We start from the raw sequence: 19,077 nt of genomic DNA on the forward strand, positions 1-19,077 counted from the left end.
TCATGGTCATCGGGATCATCCCCAAACACCCTGCCTGAAAAACTAGCAGGATAGGTTGATTGCCCGGCTCAGTTTTCAGTCGGCGCGATCCCTACAAGTGGCTCAATTTCCGGTCGGCGTAAACAGATGGGCCTGCTGAGGGACTGAAAAAGAAAAAGCCCCGCAAGTCCTTGAACTTACGGGGCTTTCTCACCGCTTTTGGCGGAGACGGAGGGATTCGAACCCTCGATCCAGGTTTTGGCCCAGATGCTCCCTTAGCAGGGGAGTGCCTTCGACCTCTCGGCCACGTCTCCCAAACTTTCGCTCGCACCAGGGAGGCAGTGCGACGAGAACGAAATAATATAGGGTTTCGAACCGTGCGTCAATTTCCGTGATGCATTTTCTTTAATGCATCACAAAAAATTCACGCTGCCTGGTCGAGTTCGAATGCCTTGTGCAGCGCGCGGACGGCCAGCTCCATGTATTTCTCGTCGATCAGCACCGAAATCTTGATTTCGGACGTCGAGATCATCTGGATGTTGATGCCCTCTTCCGACAGCGTGCGGAACATCTTGCTCGCGACGCCCACGTGCGAACGCATGCCGACGCCGACGACCGACACCTTCGACACCTTCGGGTCGCCCTGCACGCGCTCGGCGCTCACATGGCCCTGCACCTGGTTGGTGAGGATGTCCATTGCCTTCTGGTAGTCGCCGCGGCCGACCGTGAACGTGAAGTCCGTCTTCCCTTCGACGCTCTGGTTCTGGATGATCATGTCGACGTCGACGTTCGCGTCCGCGACCGGGCCGAGGATCTGATACGCGATGCCCGGCTTGTCGGGCACGCCCATCACCGCAATGCGGGCTTCGTCGCGCTGGAACGCGATGCCGGAAATGACTGCCTTTTCCATGGTCTCGTCTTCTTCAAAAGTAATCAGGGTGCCCGAGCGCATTTCTTCGTCGAGCGAAATCAGCGGATCGGTCAGGCTCGACAGCACGCGCGTCTTCACCTGGTATTTGCCGGCGAATTCGACCGAGCGGATCTGCAGGACCTTCGAGCCGAGGCTGGCCATTTCCAGCATTTCCTCGAACGTCACGCGATCGAGGCGACGCGCCTCTTCGACCACGCGCGGGTCGGTCGTGTAGACGCCGTCGACGTCGGTGTAGATCAGGCACTCTTCGGCATCCAGCGCGGCCGCCACCGCCACCGCCGACGTGTCCGAGCCGCCACGGCCCAGCGTCGTGATGTGGCCATCCGGATCGACGCCCTGGAAGCCCGTGATGATCACGACCTTGCCGGCGTTCAGATCGGCCTTCACGCGCTCGTCGTCGATCGAGTGGATACGCGCCTTCGTGAACGCGCTGTCGGTCTTGATCGGCACTTGCCAGCCGGCATAGCTCACGGCTTCGACGCCGATTTCCTGCAGCGCGATCGACAGCAGGCCGACGCTGACCTGCTCGCCGGTCGACGCGATCATGTCGAGCTCGCGCGGGCTCGGCTGGCTCGAAATCTCTTTCGCGAGACCGAGCAGGCGGTTGGTTTCGCCGGACATCGCGGACGGCACGACAACCATCTGGTGCCCGGCCTGATGCCATTTTGCGACGCGTTTCGCGACGTTCTTGATGCGCTCGACCGAGCCCATCGAAGTGCCGCCGTATTTGTGTACGATGAGTGCCATTGTCGTTCTGAACTGAAGGAGAAGCCGCACGGGCGCGCAGGGCAGGCCGAGTTGCCGTTCGGTCACGCGGCTTGTGGCTGTGGACGGACGACGAGGGGGACGGCTGGGACGCAGCACGCAAGCGTGACGGATTTTGCCCGGAAGGCCGATCAGGCCGCGCAAACCGGGTACGTCACGCGGAAAACCTGCACAAATCGCTCAAAAATCGAGCCGAGCAAACGACCGAGCGTACCCGATAGAGGCCCGCTTGACAAGCCGCCCGCCGGTTTGGCAAGCGTTCCGGCGCTGTTTACCAAATGGTGAAAACCGGCGCGCGATCGCGCGGCCGGAAGCGTGCCGCCGCTACGCGATCAGCAGATCGGGACGCCACTCGATCCGGCGCCACCCGCCGTCGCCGGACAGCCCGTCGCCATGATTCACGCCGAGCCGTGGCACGTAGACGAGCCGGTCGCCCGCGAACAACAGCGGTACGTCGCGCTGCCAGGCCGGCACGCCGCGCTCCTGGAACAGATTCTTCAGCGTGCGACTCGGGCCGCCAGGTGACGTCCGCAGCCGCTCGCCGCCCGCGCGGGCGCGCGCGGCGAGCGCGGCGCTTCGCAGCAGCGCCTCCGGCACCGCACCGTCGCTGCCGGCTTCGGCCGGCGCGAACACGAACGTGCCGCGCCATGCCGGTACGTGCCAGACTTCCTGGCCGGTCCACGCAAGCGAGGATTCGGGATGCGGTGTTCCGGTGCCGTCGTCGGCCGGCTCGGCGCTGTCGCCCGCCTCCCAGTACACGGTGTCGCGATAGAGCCGCAGACACTGCCCGGCATGATCGACCCGCAGCGCATGCGCGTCGTGCGCGGCGCGCAGTTGCCGCATCATGTTCGCGAGCCGCCCTGCCGATGCGCCGGGCAAGCCGAGCCGGCGCATCCAGAAACGCAGCAGGTTCACGCCGCGCGTGTCATCGAACGCGACCAGCGCATCGCGCGACAGCGCGCGGCCGTCGTCACGCGCGGCGCCGGCGAAATCCAGTTCGGCGAGATCGTCGAGCAGCCGCTGCGCGGCGGCCGCATGCTGGGCCGCGCGGCCCAGCGCATCGCGAAAGCCCGGGAAATGCACGGCGAGCGCCGGCAGCACGTCAAGGCGCAGCGCATTGCGCGCATAGCGCGTATCGGCGTTCGATTCGTCGTCGATCCACGTCAGCTTACGCTGCACCGCGTAGCGCTCCAGTTGCGCGCGCAACAATTGCAGCAGCGGTCGCACGCGCTCGACGCTCGCGCCGTCAGGGCGATATCGCGGCGCCATCGCGGCCAGGCCGGCGATCCCCGCACCGCGCAGCAACTGCAGCAGCACGGTCTCCGCCTGGTCGTCGGCATGCTGCGCGACCCAGAGCGCGGCCACGCCATGACGTTCGCACATCGCGTCGAGCGCCGCGTAGCGGCGCTCGCGCGCGGTCGCCTCGATGCCGAGGCCGCTGTCGCGCGGCACGTCGACACGCTCCGATTCGAACGCGACGCCGAGTCGCTCGGCCGCCGCCTGCGCATGCGCCACCCATGCGTCGGCATTCGCGCTCAGGCCGTGATGCACGTGAAGCGCGACGCAGCGCGATGCACCCGCCACGCGCACGGCCGCGTCGAGCAGCACGGTCGAGTCGAGGCCGCCGCTGTACGCGATCGCGATGCGCGCATCGGCCGGCAGATCGGCAAGCGCAACGCCGACCGCGTCGAGAACGACGCGGTCGGCGGAGAATTCGGTCGAGGGGATCACGAGACAGACGCGCGCCGGACGGCGCGCGATGCGAACACGCCGGTCATGCGCCGGGCGTGGTTTCCTTGAACTTGCCGTAGGCCATCAGGCGCTCGAAGCGGCGCTCGCGCAGCGCATCGATGCTCATGCCCTGGAACTGGCGCAGCGAATCGGCGAGCGCACGGCGCAGCAGCGCGGCCATGCCCTTCGGATCGCGGTGCGCGCCGCCGAGCGGCTCGTTGATGATCTTGTCGATCAGGCCGAGCGCCTTCAGGCGATGCGCGGTCAGGCCCAGCGCTTCCGCCGCCTCGGGCGCCTTCGCCGCGCTCTTCCACAGGATCGACGCGCAGCCTTCCGGCGAGATCACCGAATAGGTCGAGAACTGCAGCATCATCACGGTGTCGGCCACAGCGATCGCGAGCGCGCCGCCCGAACCGCCCTCGCCGATCACGGTCGTGATGATCGGCGTCTTCAGTTCGGCCATCACGTACAGGTTGCGGCCGATCGCCTCCGACTGGCCGCGCTCTTCCGCGCCGATGCCCGGGTACGCGCCCGGCGTGTCGACGAACGTGAAGATCGGCAGCCCGAACTTCTCGGCGAGACGCATCAGGCGTTCGGCCTTGCGATAGCCTTCCGGACGCGGCATCCCGAAGTTGCGCGCCGCGCGTTCCTTCGTGTCGCGCCCCTTCTGATGGCCGATCACCATGCACGGATGGCCGCCGAAGCGCGCGAGACCGCCGACGATCGAAAGATCGTCCGCGAATGCGCGGTCGCCATGCAGTTCGTGAAAATCGGTAAACAGTTCCGCAACGTAATCGAGCGTGTACGGACGCTGCGGATGCCGCGCGATCTGCGAGACCTGCCACGGCGACAGATTCGCGTAGAGGTCCTTCGTCAGTTGCTGGCTCTTCTTCGACAGACGCTCGATTTCTTCCGAAATATCGACAGCCGAGTCGTCCTGCACGAATCGCAGCTCTTCGATCTTGGCCTCGAGTTCGGCGATCGGCTGTTCGAAATCCAGAAACGTGGTCTTCATGTGTTCGAATCCTTGGGTCTTGCGGCAGCGCGTATTCTACCCGCGCGGGCGACGTGCAAGACCGGCTCTCAACTATTGATGTTTAAAACCCGATAGCCGTCAATCGGCGTCGGCGTCCGGCGTGTCGAGGCTGCGCCACATGTACCAGGTCGCGACGGTACGCCACGGCTCCCAGTTGGCGGCCACTTCGCGCGCCTCGCTGCGCGTGACGGGCTCCCCGCTGAAGTAATTGACGCTGATCGCGCGGATCAGGCCCGGATCGTCGAGCGGCAGCACGTCCGGCCGCGACAGGTTGAAGATCAGGAACATCTCGGCCGTCCAGCGGCTGATGCCGCGGATCTGCGTGAGTTCGGCGATCACGTCCTCGTCGTCCATCGACGTCCATTTGTCGACGTGCAGCGCGCCGGACACGAAGTGTTGCGCGAGGTCGAGAATATATTCCGTCTTGCGCTTCGACAGTCCGCACGCGATCAGCTTGTCCGCCCCGAGCCGGATGACCGGCTGCGGCGCGAGCTTCGGACACGCATCCTCGATGCGCGCCCACAGCGCCTGCGCGGACGGCACCGAGATCTGCTGGCCGACGACCGAGCGCGCGAGCGTGACGAACGGGTCGCCGCGCTTCACGAGATGCGCGGGGCCGAACTTCGGGATCAGTTTCTTCAGGATGCGGTCGCGCTTGACGAGATCGGCGCACGCCTTGTCCCAGTATGCGGGGCGCACGACACCATCGGCGCCGTCGACTGCCGCATCGGCAGCACGCACCTTGCGGGCCGCGTCGGCGGCCGCCATCGCGACCTCCGGCTGCGCCGCGTCCGCGCCCTTCCCGCGTGCGGGCTTCGCATGACCGTTGAGCGCGCCGTTCGGCACGGCGCGCGTCGCGTCCGCCTTCGCCGCTGGCGCGCGCTTGGCCGCCGGACGCGCGGCGAGCGGAGTCGCGCGCCTGACCGGCGCTTTTCTGGCCGTTGCCATCTTGCCTCCTACCTGACGGATCGGTCAGTGGAACGCACCGCGCTCATACGCGACGCCATTCGGTCGATCCGCCCGGTTTGTCTTCAAGTGCGATGCCGGCGTCGAGCAGTTCCGCCCGAATCCGGTCCGCTTCGGCATAGTCCTTCGCTTGCTTCGCCGCGACACGCGCGGCGATCTTCGCTTCGATTTCGTCGGCTGCGAGCCCGCGTGCCTGCGCGGCACCCGTGCCCTGCTGCAGGAACGCGCGCGGTTCGCGGCCAAGCAGGCCCAGCAGGCCAGCCAGCTGTTTCAGTTGCCGCGCGAGCGATGCATCGCGCGTGCGGTTGACTTCGCCCGCCAGCTCGAACAGCGTCGCCACCGCGACCGGCGTGTTGATGTCGTCGTTCATCGCGGCCGCGAAACGCTGCGCATGCGGCTCGTTCCAGTCGAGCGCGAGCGCGTCGGGCTCGACATCCTTCAGCGCCGTATACAGGCGCGTGAGCGACGCGCGCGCATCGTCGAGATGCACGTCGCTGTAGTTGAGCGGCGACCGGTAGTGCGTGCGCACGATGAAGAAGCGCATGACCTCGGCGTCGTAGCGCTCGAGCACTTCTCGGATCGTGAAGAAGTTGCCGAGCGATTTCGACATCTTCTCGTTGTCGACCTGCACGAAGCCGTTGTGCATCCAGTAATTGACGAACGTCTGGCCGGTCGCGCCTTCGCTCTGCGCGATCTCGTTCTCGTGGTGCGGGAATTGCAGGTCCTGGCCGCCGCCGTGGATGTCGAAATGCTCGCCGAGCAGCGTGCAGCCCATCGCGGAGCACTCGATGTGCCAGCCCGGCCGGCCCATCCCATACTTCGATGCCCACGACGCGCCTTCCGGGTCGTCCGACTTCGCGCGCTTCCACAGCACGAAATCGAGCGGATCTTCCTTCGCATCGTTCGCGGCGACGCGCTCGCCCGCGCGCAGATCGTCAAGCGACTTGCCCGACAGCTTCCCGTAGTTCGCGAACTTGCGCACCGAATAATTGACGTCGCCGTCGGTCGCCTGGTACGCATAGCCGTTCGCCTCGAGCTGCTCGATCATCCCGAGCATCTGCGGAATGAACTGCGTCGCGCGCGGCTCGATGTCCGGCCGCTGGATGCCGAGCGCCGCTTCATCCTCGTGCATCGCGCCGATGAAACGGTCGGTCAACGACTTGATCGTCTCGCCGTTCTCGACCGCGCGGCGGATGATCTTGTCGTCGATGTCGGTGATGTTGCGCACGTACGTGACCCGATAGCCGATCGCACGCAGCCAGCGCTGGACGAGGTCGAACACGACCAGCATGCGCGCGTGGCCCACGTGACAATAGTCGTAGACGGTGATCCCGCATACGTACATCCGCACTTCGCCTGTCTGGCGCGGCACGAAAACTTGCTTGTCACGCGCGAGCGTGTTGTAGATGCGCAGTGATTCCATAGAGATGAACCGTGAGCCGAAGGAAACCGCCCTGGCGAAGCTCGCCCAGCATGCGAAACGGACGGACCACCTGCCGCGGCACGACGCCGCGCGTCCTCGGTATCACATGGGGCGGTCAGGCTGCAAGCACAGCGGTGACGGCCACGAGAGGCAAAGAAAGACTATCTGCGGCTCGCCGGAACGCGCAGACGTTTTGTTAGAATGGGTCGGAGTATAACATTCCGATTTACGCCTATGAAACCTCATCGCGGCCGCGCGCCGAGCGCTGCGACCCTCGTTGCGACCGCCGTCATGGGCGTCGCACTGACGCTTTTCGCGGCCCCCGCGGCATACGCGCAAAAGGCCCCGGCCACCGCCGACGGCACGCCCGAAATCGACGGGTCGATCGCCGGCAAGCAGTGGAAACAGGCGCTCGCGCAACTCGACGCGCGCATCGCGTCGAATCCGCACGACGTGCAGGCGCAGTTCAAGCGCGGCACCGTGCTCGCCCGCCTGAACCGCGACGACGACGCGATCCAGCAGTTCGTCGCGATCACGCAGGCCTACCCCGAACTGCCCGAACCGTACAACAACCTCGCGGCGCTCTACGCGAAGCACGGCCGCTACGACGAAGCGCGCAGCGCGCTCGTCACCGCGACGCAATCGAACCCGAGCTACTCGCTCGCGTACGAGAACCTCGGCGACCTTTATCTGCGCCTCGCGGCCGAATCGTACAAGCGCGCGCAATCGCTCGGCCGCACGAGCGGCGCGACCGCGCAGCGCCTCGCCGACCTGCAGAAGATCGTGTCGCCGCCGAAGGCGGCGGCGAATGCACGCGCCGTCACGCCTGCGACGCGCGCGTACACCGATCGCGCCGCCGCGAACGTGAGCACCACCACGCTGCCGATGTCGCCGACGTTCCAGTTCAACGGTCCGTCCGGCGCGCTGACAGCGCCGTACGTCGCGCCGTCGCAGTAAGCGGCGCAACCTTTCTTCCCTCCCAATCTGAGGATCGCAATGAAACGTCTGTTGCTGGCGCTTGGCGGCGCCGCCCTTCTCGCGACCGCGCCCGCGTTCGCGCAATCGGCCACCGCGCACCCCGTCGTGCAGCTGAAGACCTCGCAGGGCGACATCCGCGTCGAGCTCTATCCGGAGAAGGCGCCGAAGACGGTCGCCAACTTCCTCGATTACGTGAAGGCCGGCCAGTACAACGGTACGATCTTCCATCGCGTGATCAAGGGCTTCATGATTCAGGGCGGCGGCTACAAGACCAACTTCGAGGAGAAGCCGACCCGCGCGCCGATCCCGCTGGAAAGCCGCAATGGTCTGAAGAACCTGACGGGCACGATCGCGATGGCGCGTACCAGCGATCCGAATTCGGCCACCGCGCAGTTCTTCATCAACACGGTCGACAACAGCGGCCTCGACTACCCGAACCCGGACGGCAACGGCTATGCGGTGTTCGGCAAGGTCGTGTCGGGCCTCGACGTCGTGAAGAAGATCGAAGGCGTGGCGACGACCTCGCGCGGCCCGATGCAGGACGTGCCGGCTCAGCCGGTCCTGATCGAATCGGCCAGCATCGTCTCGAAATAAGCACCTGCCGGCACGTCCGGCGCCACACGCGGCCGCGTCGCACGACCGGCCGCGTGCCATTTAAACCGCCTCACCGAAGGAATTTCATCATGGTTGAACTGCACACGAACCACGGCGTGATCAAGCTCGAGCTGGACGCCGCCAAGGCACCGAAGACGGTCGAGAACTTCCTCAACTACGTGAAGAAGGGTCACTATGACGGCACGGTGTTCCACCGCGTGATCAACGGCTTCATGATTCAAGGCGGCGGCTTCGAGCCGGGCCTGAAGCAGAAGCCGACCGACGCGCCGATCGACAACGAAGCGAACAACGGCCTGAAGAACGACAACTACACGATCGCGATGGCGCGCACGAACGATCCGCACTCGGCGACCGCCCAGTTCTTCATCAACGTGAACGACAACGACTTCCTGAACCACTCGTCGCCGACGCCGCAGGGCTGGGGTTACGCCGTGTTCGGCAAGGTCGTCGAAGGCCAGGACGTGGTCGACAAGATCAAGGGCGTCAAGACGGGCAACGCGGGCTTCCACCAGGACGTCCCGACCGACGACGTCGTGATCGAAAAGGCCGTGGTGGTCTGACGCATAGTCCGTTACGGAGGCACTTCGATGTTGCAGGAGAGTCCGCCGCGAAGCGTCTCCGCGGGCGTGCCGGGCGAGCGCGAATACGCGCAAGCCGCACGCCCGTTCCTGTTTCTCTCCGATCTGCACCTGAGCGAGGCGATTCCGAAGACGGTCGCCGCGTTCGAGCATTTCGTGAAATACACGGCCGACAGCGCCGACTCGGTGTTCATCCTCGGCGACCTGTTCGAATACTGGATCGGCGACGACGTGCTCGACCACGATCCGTTCGCGGCGCGCATGGCCGCGCTGATGCATACGTTCTCGGAACGCGGGATCGCGCTCTACGTGATGCACGGCAATCGCGATTTCCTGCTCGGCCGGCGCTTCATGAAGGCGGCCGGCGCGATGCTGCTGCCCGATCCGGCGCTGATCACGTCGTTCGGCCAGCGCATCGTGCTCGCCCACGGCGACGCGCAATGCACGGCCGATCGCGGCTACCAGATATTTCGGCGGTTTGCCCGCAATGGCATCGCGCAGGCGCTGTTTCTCGCGTGGCCGTTCCGCTGGCGCCGCGCGCTCGCGCAACGGATGCGCTCGAACAGCGAAGCGGGCCGGATGCGCCCCGCCTCGCCGCTCTACGACGTCACGCGTGAAGGCATCGCCGCGCTGTTCCGGAAGAGCCGCGCGAGCGTGATCATTCACGGCCACACGCATCGCCCCGCAAGCCACGCCGAACCGGGCGGGATTCGCTGGGTACTGCCCGACTGGGATCTCGACCACGGCATGCCGCGCGGCGGCTATCTGCGCGTCGACGCCGAAGGCATCCACGCGATGCCGCTCGACTGACGCGATCGGCGCTGCCGGCGGCCGCCGGCATGCGCCGCGTTACGACTGGCGCTCGAGCGCCTTGCCTTCCAGCACCGCCGACAGCCTGCGCAGGTCGAGACGCGCCGCGTCCGCGCCCTGCAGCGTTTCCAGATGCGTGCCGAGTTGCTCGAGCGCCGCGACGATCTCGTCCACGCGCCGACTTTCCTTCGCCGCGTGGTCGATCAGGCCGTGAATCGCGAGCGACATCGGGTCGTCCGCGTTCGGCGTGATCCCGTACGCGCAGAACGCGGCGCGCTCGGGCTGCGGCTTCGATTGCGCCGGCATCACGATGCGCGCCGGATTGCCCACCGCGGTACCGCCTGCCGGCACCGGCTTCACGACAACCGCGTTGGAACCGATCTTCGCACCCGCGCCGACCGTGAAACCGCCGAGCACCTTCGCGCCCGCGCCGACGATCACGCCGGCCTCGAGCGTCGGATGGCGCTTCGCGCCGCGCGTGAGCGACGTGCCGCCGAGCGTCACGCCCTGATAGATCGTGCAGTCGTCGCCGACGACCGCGGTTTCGCCGATCACGACACCCATCCCGTGATCGATGAACACGCGCCGGCCGATCGTCGCGCCCGGGTGAATCTCGATACCCGTCAGGAAGCGCCCGGCTTGCGACGCGAAGCGTGCGAGCCAGTAGCGCTTCGCGCGCCAGCACGCATGCGCGAAGCGATGCAGCACGAGCGCGTGCAACCCCGGATAACAGGTCAGCACTTCCCAGGCACTGCGAGCGGCGGGATCCCGCTCGCGAATCGTCGCAACGTCTTCGCGCAGTCTAGTGAACATGATCTGGTCTGGGCTGGGGAAAAGGCCGGCGTGCCCCGCCGGCAAAGGCCGGCCGTTATCGCACCGGGTAATTTGCTTATGACGTCCGGCGATTGTAGGGCCACTCGCGCGCGGCCGCACGGCGTCGCGCGTTCACCCCGCCGGCGGCACGGGTATTCGCGCGGAATACCCGTCGCGGCGGATCGACACGGCCTTCCGATGGATCGGCGCGCGCAAGGTCACCGACATCGAGCGGTCGATGCAATGCGGCGTTGGCGGGCGGGGACGCAGCCGTGCAGCGCGCGAGCGCCCGGCAGCCGGCGTGCCGGGCCGCTTACGCGTCGCCGTCAGGCGTGCCGGATTTCAGCAGGATGTGCTTCGCGATGCCGCGCAAGATGTTGACTTCCTCGCGCTCGAGACCGGTGCGTGCGAACAGGCGCCGCAGCCGCGGCATCAGCTTCTTCGGGTTGCGCGGATCGAGAAAATCGAGCGCGATCAGCGCGTTCTCGAGGTGCGCGTACATCCGCTCGATCTCATCGCTCTGCGCGAGCGTGCCTACTTCGGCCTGCGCTTGATGCGACGGCCCGCTCCCCTGCTCCAGGAGCGCGACGCGCAGTTCATACGCGAGCACCTGCACGGCCTGTGCGAGGTTCAGCGAACTGTAAGCCGGATTTGCCGGGATGTGCGCGAGCGCGCTGCACTGCTCGACGTGCTCGTTCGCGAGGCCCGTGCGCTCGTTGCCGAACACGAGCGCGATGTCGCCGGTGCCGACCTGCGCGCGCGCCTGTTCGGCGGCCGCACGCGGCGCAAGGCGCGGCGGCCCGTATTCGCGCGCGCGGGCAGTCAGCGCGATCGACCACTGGACGCCGGACAGCGCGTCGCCGAGCGTCGGCACGACATGCGCGGACGCGAGGACGTCATCCGCGCCGCTCGCCATCGCGATCGCCTCGGGGTCGCTCTGCACGTGCGGCACGCGCGGCGCGACCAGTACGAGCCTGGAGAAACCCATCGTCTTCAGCGCGCGGGCGGCCGCCCCGACATTGCCGGGATGGCTCGGCTCGACGAGCACGAAGCGGGTGGACGTGAAGCCGCCGGACGGCGGCGGGGACGAGGCCGCGCCCGATTCGGACGGCGCGGCAGGGTTCTGCGGGGTTTCCACTACATACGACTCGGTTCATCAGAATGGCAGTATGGTATCGCCATCGCCCCGGCAAACCCACTCGTCCGGACGGCCAGTGGGGTTTCCCCGCATTCCGGCCACCTGAAACTCTCGAAAATCGGGTAAAATCATGCGTTTACGTGTCGCATCCCGTGCGACACGGGTCGTACCCTGCTCTTTGTCAATTCGCGTCTCATCTCGCCCGGCACGTTTGCGCCGTTCCGGGCGGTGTGTTCCACTTCGTGGCGGCCCGTGCCGCCGGCTACAGGATCCAGGCTCATGCATCCCATGCTCAACATCGCTGTCAAGGCTGCGCGCCGCGCCGGACAGATCATCAACCGTGCCTCGCTCGACCTCGACCTGATCGAGATCCGCAAGAAACAGCAGAACGACTTCGTCACCGAAGTGGACAAGGCCGCCGAAGAGGCGATCATCGAGACGCTGAAGACCGCCTACCCCGACCACGCGATCCTCGCGGAAGAATCGGGCGAATCCGAGAACGAATCCGAATTCAAGTGGATCATCGATCCGCTCGACGGCACGACCAACTTCATCCACGGCTTCCCGTACTACTGCGTGTCGATCGCGCTCGAGCACAAGGGTGTCGTCACGCAGGCCGTCGTCTACGATCCGAACAAGAACGACCTGTTCACGGCCACCCGCGGCCGCGGCGCGTACCTGAACGACCGCCGCATCCGCGTCGGCCGTCGCGACCGCCTGGCGGACGCGCTGGTCGGCACTGGCTTCCCGTTCCGCGAGAAGGACGGCCTCGACGCATATGCGCGCCTGTTCACCGAAATGACGCAGGCCTGCACGGGGCTGCGCCGTCCGGGCGCGGCCGCGCTCGATCTCGCGAACGTCGCGGCCGGCCGTCTCGACGCGTTCTTCGAGCAAGGCATCAACGTGTGGGACATGGCGGCGGGCAGCCTACTGATCACCGAAGCCGGCGGCCTCGTCGGCAACTACACGGGCGACGCCGACTTCCTGCATCGTCATGAGATCGTCGCGGCGAACCCGAAGATCTACGCGCAGATGATCCCGATCCTGAACCGCTACAGCCGCGTGCATCCGGCAGCGGAGTAAATCCGGGCCGCGCCCGCGCGGCGCGGCTGACGCAGCCCCCTGCCGCCAGCGCGCCGCCCCGCCCGTCTCAACACCGCCACGACTTCGTGGCGACCGTATCCGAATACTCATGTTACGGCTAAGCGAACTTAAACTCCCGCTCGACCACCCCGAGAGCGCCCTCGAGGCCGCGATCCGCGCGCGCCTCGCGGAGCTTGGCGTGCCGGCAGACGGGCTCCTCCGTTACACGGTGTTCCGCCGTGCGCACGATGCGCGCAAGCGCGCCGACATCAAGCTCACGTATATCGTCGACGTCGAAGTCAAGGACGAAGCGGCCGTGCTTCCGCGACTCGCCGGCACGCCGCATTGCGGCGTGACGCCCGACATGGCGTACCACTTCGTCACGAAGGCGCCCGAGCACGCCGACTTCCTGCGCCCGGTCGTCATCGGCATGGGGCCGTGCGGCCTGTTTGCCGGCCTGATCCTCGCGCAGATGGGTTTCCGCCCCATCATCCTCGAGCGCGGCAAGGCCGTGCGCGAGCGCACCAAGGACACCTTCGGCCTGTGGCGCAAGAGCGTCCTCAATCCCGAGTCCAACGTGCAGTTCGGCGAAGGCGGCGCCGGGACGTTTTCCGACGGCAAGCTTTACAGCCAGATCAAGGATCCCCACCACTACGGCCGCAAGGTGCTCGACGAATTCGTCAAGGCCGGTGCACCGGAAGACATCCTGTACCTGAGCCGGCCGCACATCGGCACGTTCCGCCTCGTCAGCATGGTGGAAAAGATGCGTGCGACCATCCACGAACTGGGCGGTGAAGTGCGCTTCGAAACCCGGGTCGAGGACATCGAAATCGACCAGGGCAAGGTGCGCTCGCTGACGCTGTCGAACGGCGAAACGCTCCGGTGCGATCACGTGGTGCTGGCCGTGGGCCACAGCGCGCGCGACACGTTCCAGATGCTGCACGACCGCGGCGTGTATGTCGAAGCGAAGCCGTTCTCGCTGGGTTTCCGGATCGAACATCCGCAGGGGCTGATCGATCGCAGCCGCTTCGGCAAGTTCGCCGGTCACAAGCAACTCGGCGCGGCCGACTACAAGGTGGTTCACCACTGCAGCAACGGACGCGCGGTCTACAGCTTCTGCATGTGCCCCGGCGGCACGGTGGTCGCGGCGACCTCCGAGCCGGGCCGCGTGGTCACCAACGGCATGAGCCAGTATTCCCGCGCCGAGCGCAACGCGAATGCGGGCATCGTCGTCGGCATCACGCCGGAAGACTATCCGGGCGGCCCGCTGGCGGGCATCGCGTTCCAGCGCAAATGGGAAGAACGCGCGTTCGAGCTCGGCGGCGGCGATTACAGCGCGCCCGGGCAGCTGGTCGGCGATTTCATCGCGGGCCGGCCGTCGACGTCGCTCGGCTCCGTGGTGCCGTCGTACAAACCGGGTGTGCGCCCGACCGATCTCAGCACCGCGCTGCCCGACTACGTGATCGAAGCCATTCGTGAAGCACTGCCGCAGATCGACAAGAAGATCGCCGGCTTCGCGATGCACGACGCGGTGCTCACCGGCGTGGAGACGCGCACGTCGTCCCCGATCCGGATCCGGCGCAAGGACGATTACCAGAGCGTGAACGTCGAAGGGCTGTATCCGGCCGGCGAAGGCGCCGGGTATGCGGGCGGCATCTATTCGGCAGCGATCGACGGTATCGAAGTCGCGCAGGCGGTGGCGCTCGATCTGATGTCGGCGCACACGTCCTGATATTGCAGGACGGACTCGGCGCACGTACGCCCGTGCGCCGAGTGAAGCCGGCATTTTCAATGCCCGCCCGGGGCGAGCTCGAATCGCCGCATCGGACCGACGCTCTCCGATCTCGATCGCCCCGCCTTTGCGATGCACCGCGGCCATTCAGAGGCCGATGTGCCGGACACGACTGACGCCGAGCCAAATTTCGCTTTGGTATACTTCGCGGCCAAGCCCTCTACGTTTCCCCGCATCCATGGCCGCCGCACAGTCGGACAACGCGTCATCTGATTTCATGCCGGCTGACCTCAGGCAAAGCGTGGTCACGCAGACGTTGCCGCATTCCCAGGTCGGCATCAGCCGACTGAAGACATCTCGTAGAAATATTGGCCGAACTGCGCCATATGAACTTGAAGACGCCGATCTCATCGTGCTGCAATTGCGCGCGTTCGGCGAACAGGAATTGTGGCTTGATGGACGTGTTGCCCGTTTCGTCCCCTACGATGCGGGGACCGTCACGATTCATGACCTTGATCGCAGATGGGTTTCCGACCTCAAGGGGGCGTTCGACTGCATCCATTTTCACCTCCCTCGCCGAACGCTGGAGGAGACAGTCGATGAAATCGGCGGCAGACAGCGACCACAGCTCTACTTGCCGCCGCACTTGAGCGCGACGGATCCGATCATCCACCGCCTGGGCCAGGCTCTGCTCCCCGCTTTAGCGCGGCCCGAGCATGCGTCTCAGCTCTTTATCGACCACGTCGCGCTTGCCTTCCAGGCGCATGTCGCGCGCCTGTATGGCGGCGTCAGCGAGCGCCGGGAGAAGTCGACCTGCAAACTCACTGCGTGGCAGGAGCGAATGGCGAAGGGACTTCTTCTCGAACACCTTACCGGGAACATCTCGATTGCCGATGTGGCGAGAGCATGCGGCCTGTCTCGCGGCCATTTCGTCAAAGCCTTTCATCAAACCACCGGGTTACCGCCCCATCGCTGGCTGATCAACCAGCGTATTGAGCGAGCGATGATGTACATGCGCACGTCCTCCATGCCCCTGCAAATGATCTCGGACGCATGCGGCTTCGCCGACCAGAGCCACTTCACGAGAACATTCACGCGCGTCACCGGCGTGACACCGCGTCGTTGGCGCACGGACAACGCTTGAGGATCGCATGAGCGACGCCCCGCTTTCGCAAGCGGGTATTTCCTCGTTCTCCGGCATGATTCGACAAGTCCTGGCGCACGAAGCTCCGCCACGACCTGCGCCCGGCCGATGGATCGTCACTGTGCAGGTCGATCGCTGCGCGTGACCAGATTTCCCTTTAGTGCCGCGCTCATCGGCATGTCGAGATTCGCGCCGCGTGGCGGAATCGGCGATTCAAACCACTTTGCGTACAGGCGAGTGAATTCGCCGCTCTTCATGAGCCGAGTGAGCGTGCCATCGACGAGTCGCTTGAACGCCGGATCGTCCTTGCGCACCATGCATGCGTACGGCTCCACCTGCAGCGCGTCTCCTGCCACGGCCCACGTACTCGGGTCGTCCGCGTTGGCCCTGAGCCCGTAAAGCAGCACGTCATCGAGGGCGAGCGCTGCCGCTTTGTCGTCCGCGACGATTTTTAGTGCGTCGGCATAGTCCTTTGTCAGCACGACTTCGGCATCGATGTGCTGCGCTTCGAGCTGGCGCCGCAGCGTTTTTTCGTTCGTACTCCCGCCGACCGTCGCGACGGACTTATGCGCGAGGTCGGCATAGTCGCCAATGCCCGACGCCCGTTTGGCCATCAGCCGCGTGCCGGCATAAAAGTAATTGATCGAAAACGCGACGTCCTTGCCACGCGCCGACGTATTTGTCGTCGACCCGCACTCCAGATCGTAGGTGCCATTGACGAGCAGCGGAATTCGATTTTGACCTGTGACCGGCACGTAAGCGACCTTCAGATCCGGTCTGCGAAGTGCCTTGCGAACGTCGTCGACGATTGCTTCCGTTACGTCCATCGAAAAGCCGACGGCTTTATGCGGCGTCAGCAGATAGCTGAACGGCACGGCGGCTTCCCTGTACGAAACAACGATTTGATTGGACCGGGAGATTTTGTCTAACGTCTGCGCATTGGCAGTCATCGACACGGCGTACCCCGCGAATAATGCGGCGAGCATGGCAAACGATGGGGATCTCATGATGCCTCTTTCACGACGTTTTCTCTGCAGAAGCTCGATTTGCCGAGCCGTCTCCGTCAGTAGCGGACCGCACATCGTATCCCTTGCCGCGCGTCCATCGATTCCGACGTGAATTCACTTTAAGCGGAGTCGATCGCCCCCGATTGATTCAGGTCAACAGCGCGGCCGTCTCGGAACGAGTGCCCGGAGAAGGTTTCAGCACGATGCCGCAAATCGTATTGAGATCCGGTTGGTCGATAGGCCGCCTGCCCGCCTTGGCTGATTCATCAGTGTCACGCCGGTAAGACGAACACCGGTGCCATCCCTTGGGACCATCCGAGCGGCCAGGAATCGATGCCGGACATGGAGTCGTATCGCGCGATCTGCTGGCCTATCGGCCAACTTCGATCGTATTCGTCGAAGCCACTGGTAAACTCGGGGCAACTCAAGCAACAAATTCATGCCGGATCTATGACCACGCTGTCGCCCGAGGCCTTTGCAGGCCACACTCCAATGATGCAGCAGTACCTGCGCTTTATCTGACAAAGCCTGACGCCCAAAGCTACGCCAAGACCTACGCCTGCCCTTTTAGGGACCGGCCGTTACCGACCCGAAGTGAGCCTTCAGCATTTTGGGAAGAAGTCGTTCAATTGACCGGACGGCTGCTTCTCTTGATCAACTTCGCTATCAACGGTCACACGAATTTCTATAAGCCTCTCGAAGCCAAGAATCCACATACTGCCTTCACCCTGTTATCGGCAGGGTCATCAGCACGAAAACATCGTTGGGCGGACTCATTCGTCGAATAAATTCAGCTCCCGCATGGTTATTCTGATCCGCTGAATTCACGTCGATGGGCGGATCTGCGCCGTCCCAAATGCAATCGTACCGCGCCTCGAATTGGGGGGGATCCAAATGCCAGATGCCACCTTCAATTCGAGCGACGACCAAGCCATATTGGGCCGCGCGCTCACAGACATCGATTGCAGCGGCTGTCGAGAGCTTCATCGCCGGATTTTCACCGAGGGCGAAGAAGTCATCCGACGAATGATATAGACGACCACGATCAATGTTCATTCTTTCATTTCCCCGCAATCCGAGAGTCAACGCGCCGGCCGCACCGGTCTTGTCGCTCACCTGCACCACCTCGCCGGTTCGGTCATTCACGGGGTGACATAGCAGTCAGGTGAGCCATATACGGTTGCTGGATTCCTCTCGCCACGCCATCCGGGGTCTTCGCCGGACCTCGTTTGCCCAGTGCCGCCCCAGTGAGACCTTCGTCAACAATATCTTGAACCCCTACCCTTTCAGCGACAGGCCGTTATCGACCCTGAACGGCCCTTCAGATTCATCCAAAGCGGTCAATCGTTGTGACCTGCGGCGGGATTTTGTAGCCACGCTCGATGAGTATCTTGGCCTCGGCGCGACTGCGGAATCATTCCCGATTAAATCGCTTCTCGCGCAGCGTGCCGTTGGAACCTTCAACGGAGTCGTTCTGCCAAGGGCGGCAAGAACGGACACAGCGTGTACGATCTGGTCTTCAAGAAAACCATCCAAGGAGAGTGGAATGAATCCGGAACAGGCCCGAGCCGAAGAAACCCAGGCGATGGAGCGCATGGTGGCCGCCACGCTGCGCGTGCAGAGTACGTTCGCCTCGATGCAGAAGCAATTCCCGCCGCAAGGCAGCGGCGAGCCTTCGTCGTTCGCGCTGCAAACCTTTGATGCCGCCCTGCAGGAACTTGAAGACGCACAGGCCGCGTTCGATGCGCTGCTGAACGATCTGATCGACGGTAACCGCTAAAGGCTACACCCTTATCTGCACCGATTGTCGACGATCTAAAAAGCTGTGTCGAACGGCCGTTTCTGGCCGGTAGCTGTCTCTCGCCATCGCCGGCGACAACTGGCCGGATGGCAAACTTCGAGCGGTCCCGTCAGGCCCACTGGTAAACTCGGGCGGCCAAAGCAACTTTTCCCGGTCACATGAGCACCCAACCCACCGCAGCACCTGCACCCGTCACTCCAATGATGCAGCAGTACCTGCGCCTTATCTGACAGGACACAGGTCACAAACCTTCGCCGAGACCTACGCCTCCCCTTTCAGCGGGGAGTCGTTACCGACCCAAGCCCGTCGTTCGATACGAGACGTTACCTTGGTCCGTTTTTCGAGGTGCAACGGTCCCACGGTTCGCAAGCGTTCAGCCCGGCAACGATTATTGACTGGAGGCATAGGGAAGCCGCAAGACCCAACCGCCTGCAACTTCTTTGTCTACGGCCGATTTACAGGTTGTCCGTCGACGCTTGGATGAAATCCCTTAGACGTTGTTCGGAAAGTACTCCGTTGTAGGCCGCGTTGGTAGGGTACATCGTTA

The 19,077-nt window shown here is 64.6% G+C and carries 17 protein-coding genes and 1 tRNA gene; 8 read left to right on the plus strand and 10 right to left on the minus strand.

Annotated features, from left to right (window positions below):
* Positions 1–199: 199 nt before the first annotated feature.
* From HWX25_RS11930 to cysS, 6 genes are all read right to left on the minus strand, one after another.
* Positions 200–293: transfer RNA gene (locus tag HWX25_RS11930), tRNA-Ser, on the minus strand.
* Positions 294–403: 110 nt separating this feature from the next.
* Positions 404–1,657, minus strand: coding sequence for an aspartate kinase (locus HWX25_RS11935; RefSeq protein ID WP_175908605.1), 1,254 nt, complete (start codon positions 1,655–1,657; stop codon positions 404–406).
* A gap of 342 nt (positions 1,658–1,999) precedes the next feature.
* Positions 2,000–3,406, minus strand: coding sequence for a tRNA lysidine(34) synthetase TilS (gene tilS, locus HWX25_RS11940; RefSeq protein WP_175908606.1), 1,407 nt, complete (start codon positions 3,404–3,406; stop codon positions 2,000–2,002).
* A 43-nt stretch (positions 3,407–3,449) separates the two neighbouring features.
* A complete protein-coding gene (locus HWX25_RS11945) occupies positions 3,450–4,421 on the minus strand; it encodes an acetyl-CoA carboxylase carboxyltransferase subunit alpha (protein WP_006478433.1) in 972 nt (323 codons plus the stop codon).
* A gap of 99 nt (positions 4,422–4,520) precedes the next feature.
* Positions 4,521–5,390, minus strand: coding sequence for a DNA-3-methyladenine glycosylase (locus HWX25_RS11950; RefSeq protein ID WP_059702212.1), 870 nt, complete (start codon positions 5,388–5,390; stop codon positions 4,521–4,523).
* 43 nt (positions 5,391–5,433) lie between these two features.
* Positions 5,434–6,831 (minus strand): cysteine--tRNA ligase, encoded by a 1,398-nt coding sequence (gene cysS / locus HWX25_RS11955; protein ID WP_175908607.1) that lies wholly within the window; start codon positions 6,829–6,831, stop codon positions 5,434–5,436.
* A gap of 234 nt (positions 6,832–7,065) precedes the next feature.
* Here cysS and HWX25_RS11960 point away from each other — a divergent pair, with 234 nt between their 5' ends.
* The 4 genes from HWX25_RS11960 to HWX25_RS11975 all read left to right on the plus strand — a co-directional run bounded on the left by HWX25_RS11960 (position 7,066) and on the right by HWX25_RS11975 (position 9,812).
* Entirely contained in the window at positions 7,066–7,788 is a 723-nt protein-coding gene (locus HWX25_RS11960) for a tetratricopeptide repeat protein (protein WP_059535775.1), read from the plus strand.
* Positions 7,789–7,827: 39 nt separating this feature from the next.
* The gene (locus tag HWX25_RS11965; RefSeq protein ID WP_012364186.1) at positions 7,828–8,403 is read left to right on the plus strand and encodes a peptidylprolyl isomerase; all 576 of its coding nucleotides are present in this window, start codon (positions 7,828–7,830) and stop codon (positions 8,401–8,403) included.
* A gap of 89 nt (positions 8,404–8,492) precedes the next feature.
* Positions 8,493–8,984, plus strand: a complete 492-nt coding sequence (locus HWX25_RS11970; protein WP_006483987.1) for a peptidylprolyl isomerase — start codon at positions 8,493–8,495, stop codon at positions 8,982–8,984.
* Positions 8,985–9,011: 27 nt separating this feature from the next.
* Complete coding sequence (locus HWX25_RS11975; RefSeq protein WP_059817794.1) at positions 9,012–9,812, plus strand: UDP-2,3-diacylglucosamine diphosphatase; 801 nt, start codon at positions 9,012–9,014, stop codon at positions 9,810–9,812.
* Between the two features lie 39 nt (positions 9,813–9,851).
* Here the strand turns inward: HWX25_RS11975 and cysE are convergent, their stop codons facing one another.
* Both cysE and HWX25_RS11985 read right to left on the minus strand, forming a co-directional pair.
* Positions 9,852–10,625, minus strand: coding sequence for a serine O-acetyltransferase (cysE, locus tag HWX25_RS11980; protein ID WP_059817796.1), 774 nt, complete (start codon positions 10,623–10,625; stop codon positions 9,852–9,854).
* A 313-nt stretch (positions 10,626–10,938) separates the two neighbouring features.
* Positions 10,939–11,763: an RNA methyltransferase gene (locus HWX25_RS11985; protein WP_175908608.1), complete on the minus strand. Its 825-nt coding sequence runs from the start codon at positions 11,761–11,763 to the stop codon at positions 10,939–10,941.
* Positions 11,764–12,042: 279 nt separating this feature from the next.
* On the opposite strand from HWX25_RS11985, the gene HWX25_RS11990 reads away from it, so the two are divergent.
* The 3 genes from HWX25_RS11990 (at position 12,043) to HWX25_RS12000 (ending at position 15,722) form a co-directional block, all read left to right on the plus strand.
* Positions 12,043–12,846, plus strand: a complete 804-nt coding sequence (locus tag HWX25_RS11990; protein WP_006751612.1) for an inositol monophosphatase family protein — start codon at positions 12,043–12,045, stop codon at positions 12,844–12,846.
* Between the two features lie 109 nt (positions 12,847–12,955).
* Positions 12,956–14,578: an NAD(P)/FAD-dependent oxidoreductase gene (locus HWX25_RS11995; RefSeq protein WP_059690926.1), complete on the plus strand. Its 1,623-nt coding sequence runs from the start codon at positions 12,956–12,958 to the stop codon at positions 14,576–14,578.
* 238 nt (positions 14,579–14,816) lie between these two features.
* Entirely contained in the window at positions 14,817–15,722 is a 906-nt protein-coding gene (locus HWX25_RS12000) for an AraC family transcriptional regulator (protein ID WP_059690927.1), read from the plus strand.
* A 116-nt stretch (positions 15,723–15,838) separates the two neighbouring features.
* Here HWX25_RS12000 and HWX25_RS12005 read toward each other — a convergent pair whose 3' ends face one another.
* A complete protein-coding gene (locus HWX25_RS12005) occupies positions 15,839–16,729 on the minus strand; it encodes an amino acid ABC transporter substrate-binding protein (protein ID WP_175908609.1) in 891 nt (296 codons plus the stop codon).
* Between the two features lie 723 nt (positions 16,730–17,452).
* Positions 17,453–17,845: a colicin immunity protein gene (locus tag HWX25_RS12010; protein WP_244138763.1), complete on the minus strand. Its 393-nt coding sequence runs from the start codon at positions 17,843–17,845 to the stop codon at positions 17,453–17,455.
* Positions 17,846–18,275: 430 nt separating this feature from the next.
* On the opposite strand from HWX25_RS12010, the gene HWX25_RS12015 reads away from it, so the two are divergent.
* Positions 18,276–18,509: a hypothetical protein gene (locus HWX25_RS12015; protein ID WP_175908610.1), complete on the plus strand. Its 234-nt coding sequence runs from the start codon at positions 18,276–18,278 to the stop codon at positions 18,507–18,509.
* The last annotated feature ends 568 nt before the right edge of the window (positions 18,510–19,077 follow it).

Source organism: Burkholderia sp. BCC1640, assembly GCF_902833125.1.
Classification (GTDB): Bacteria; Pseudomonadota; Gammaproteobacteria; order Burkholderiales; family Burkholderiaceae; genus Burkholderia; species Burkholderia diffusa.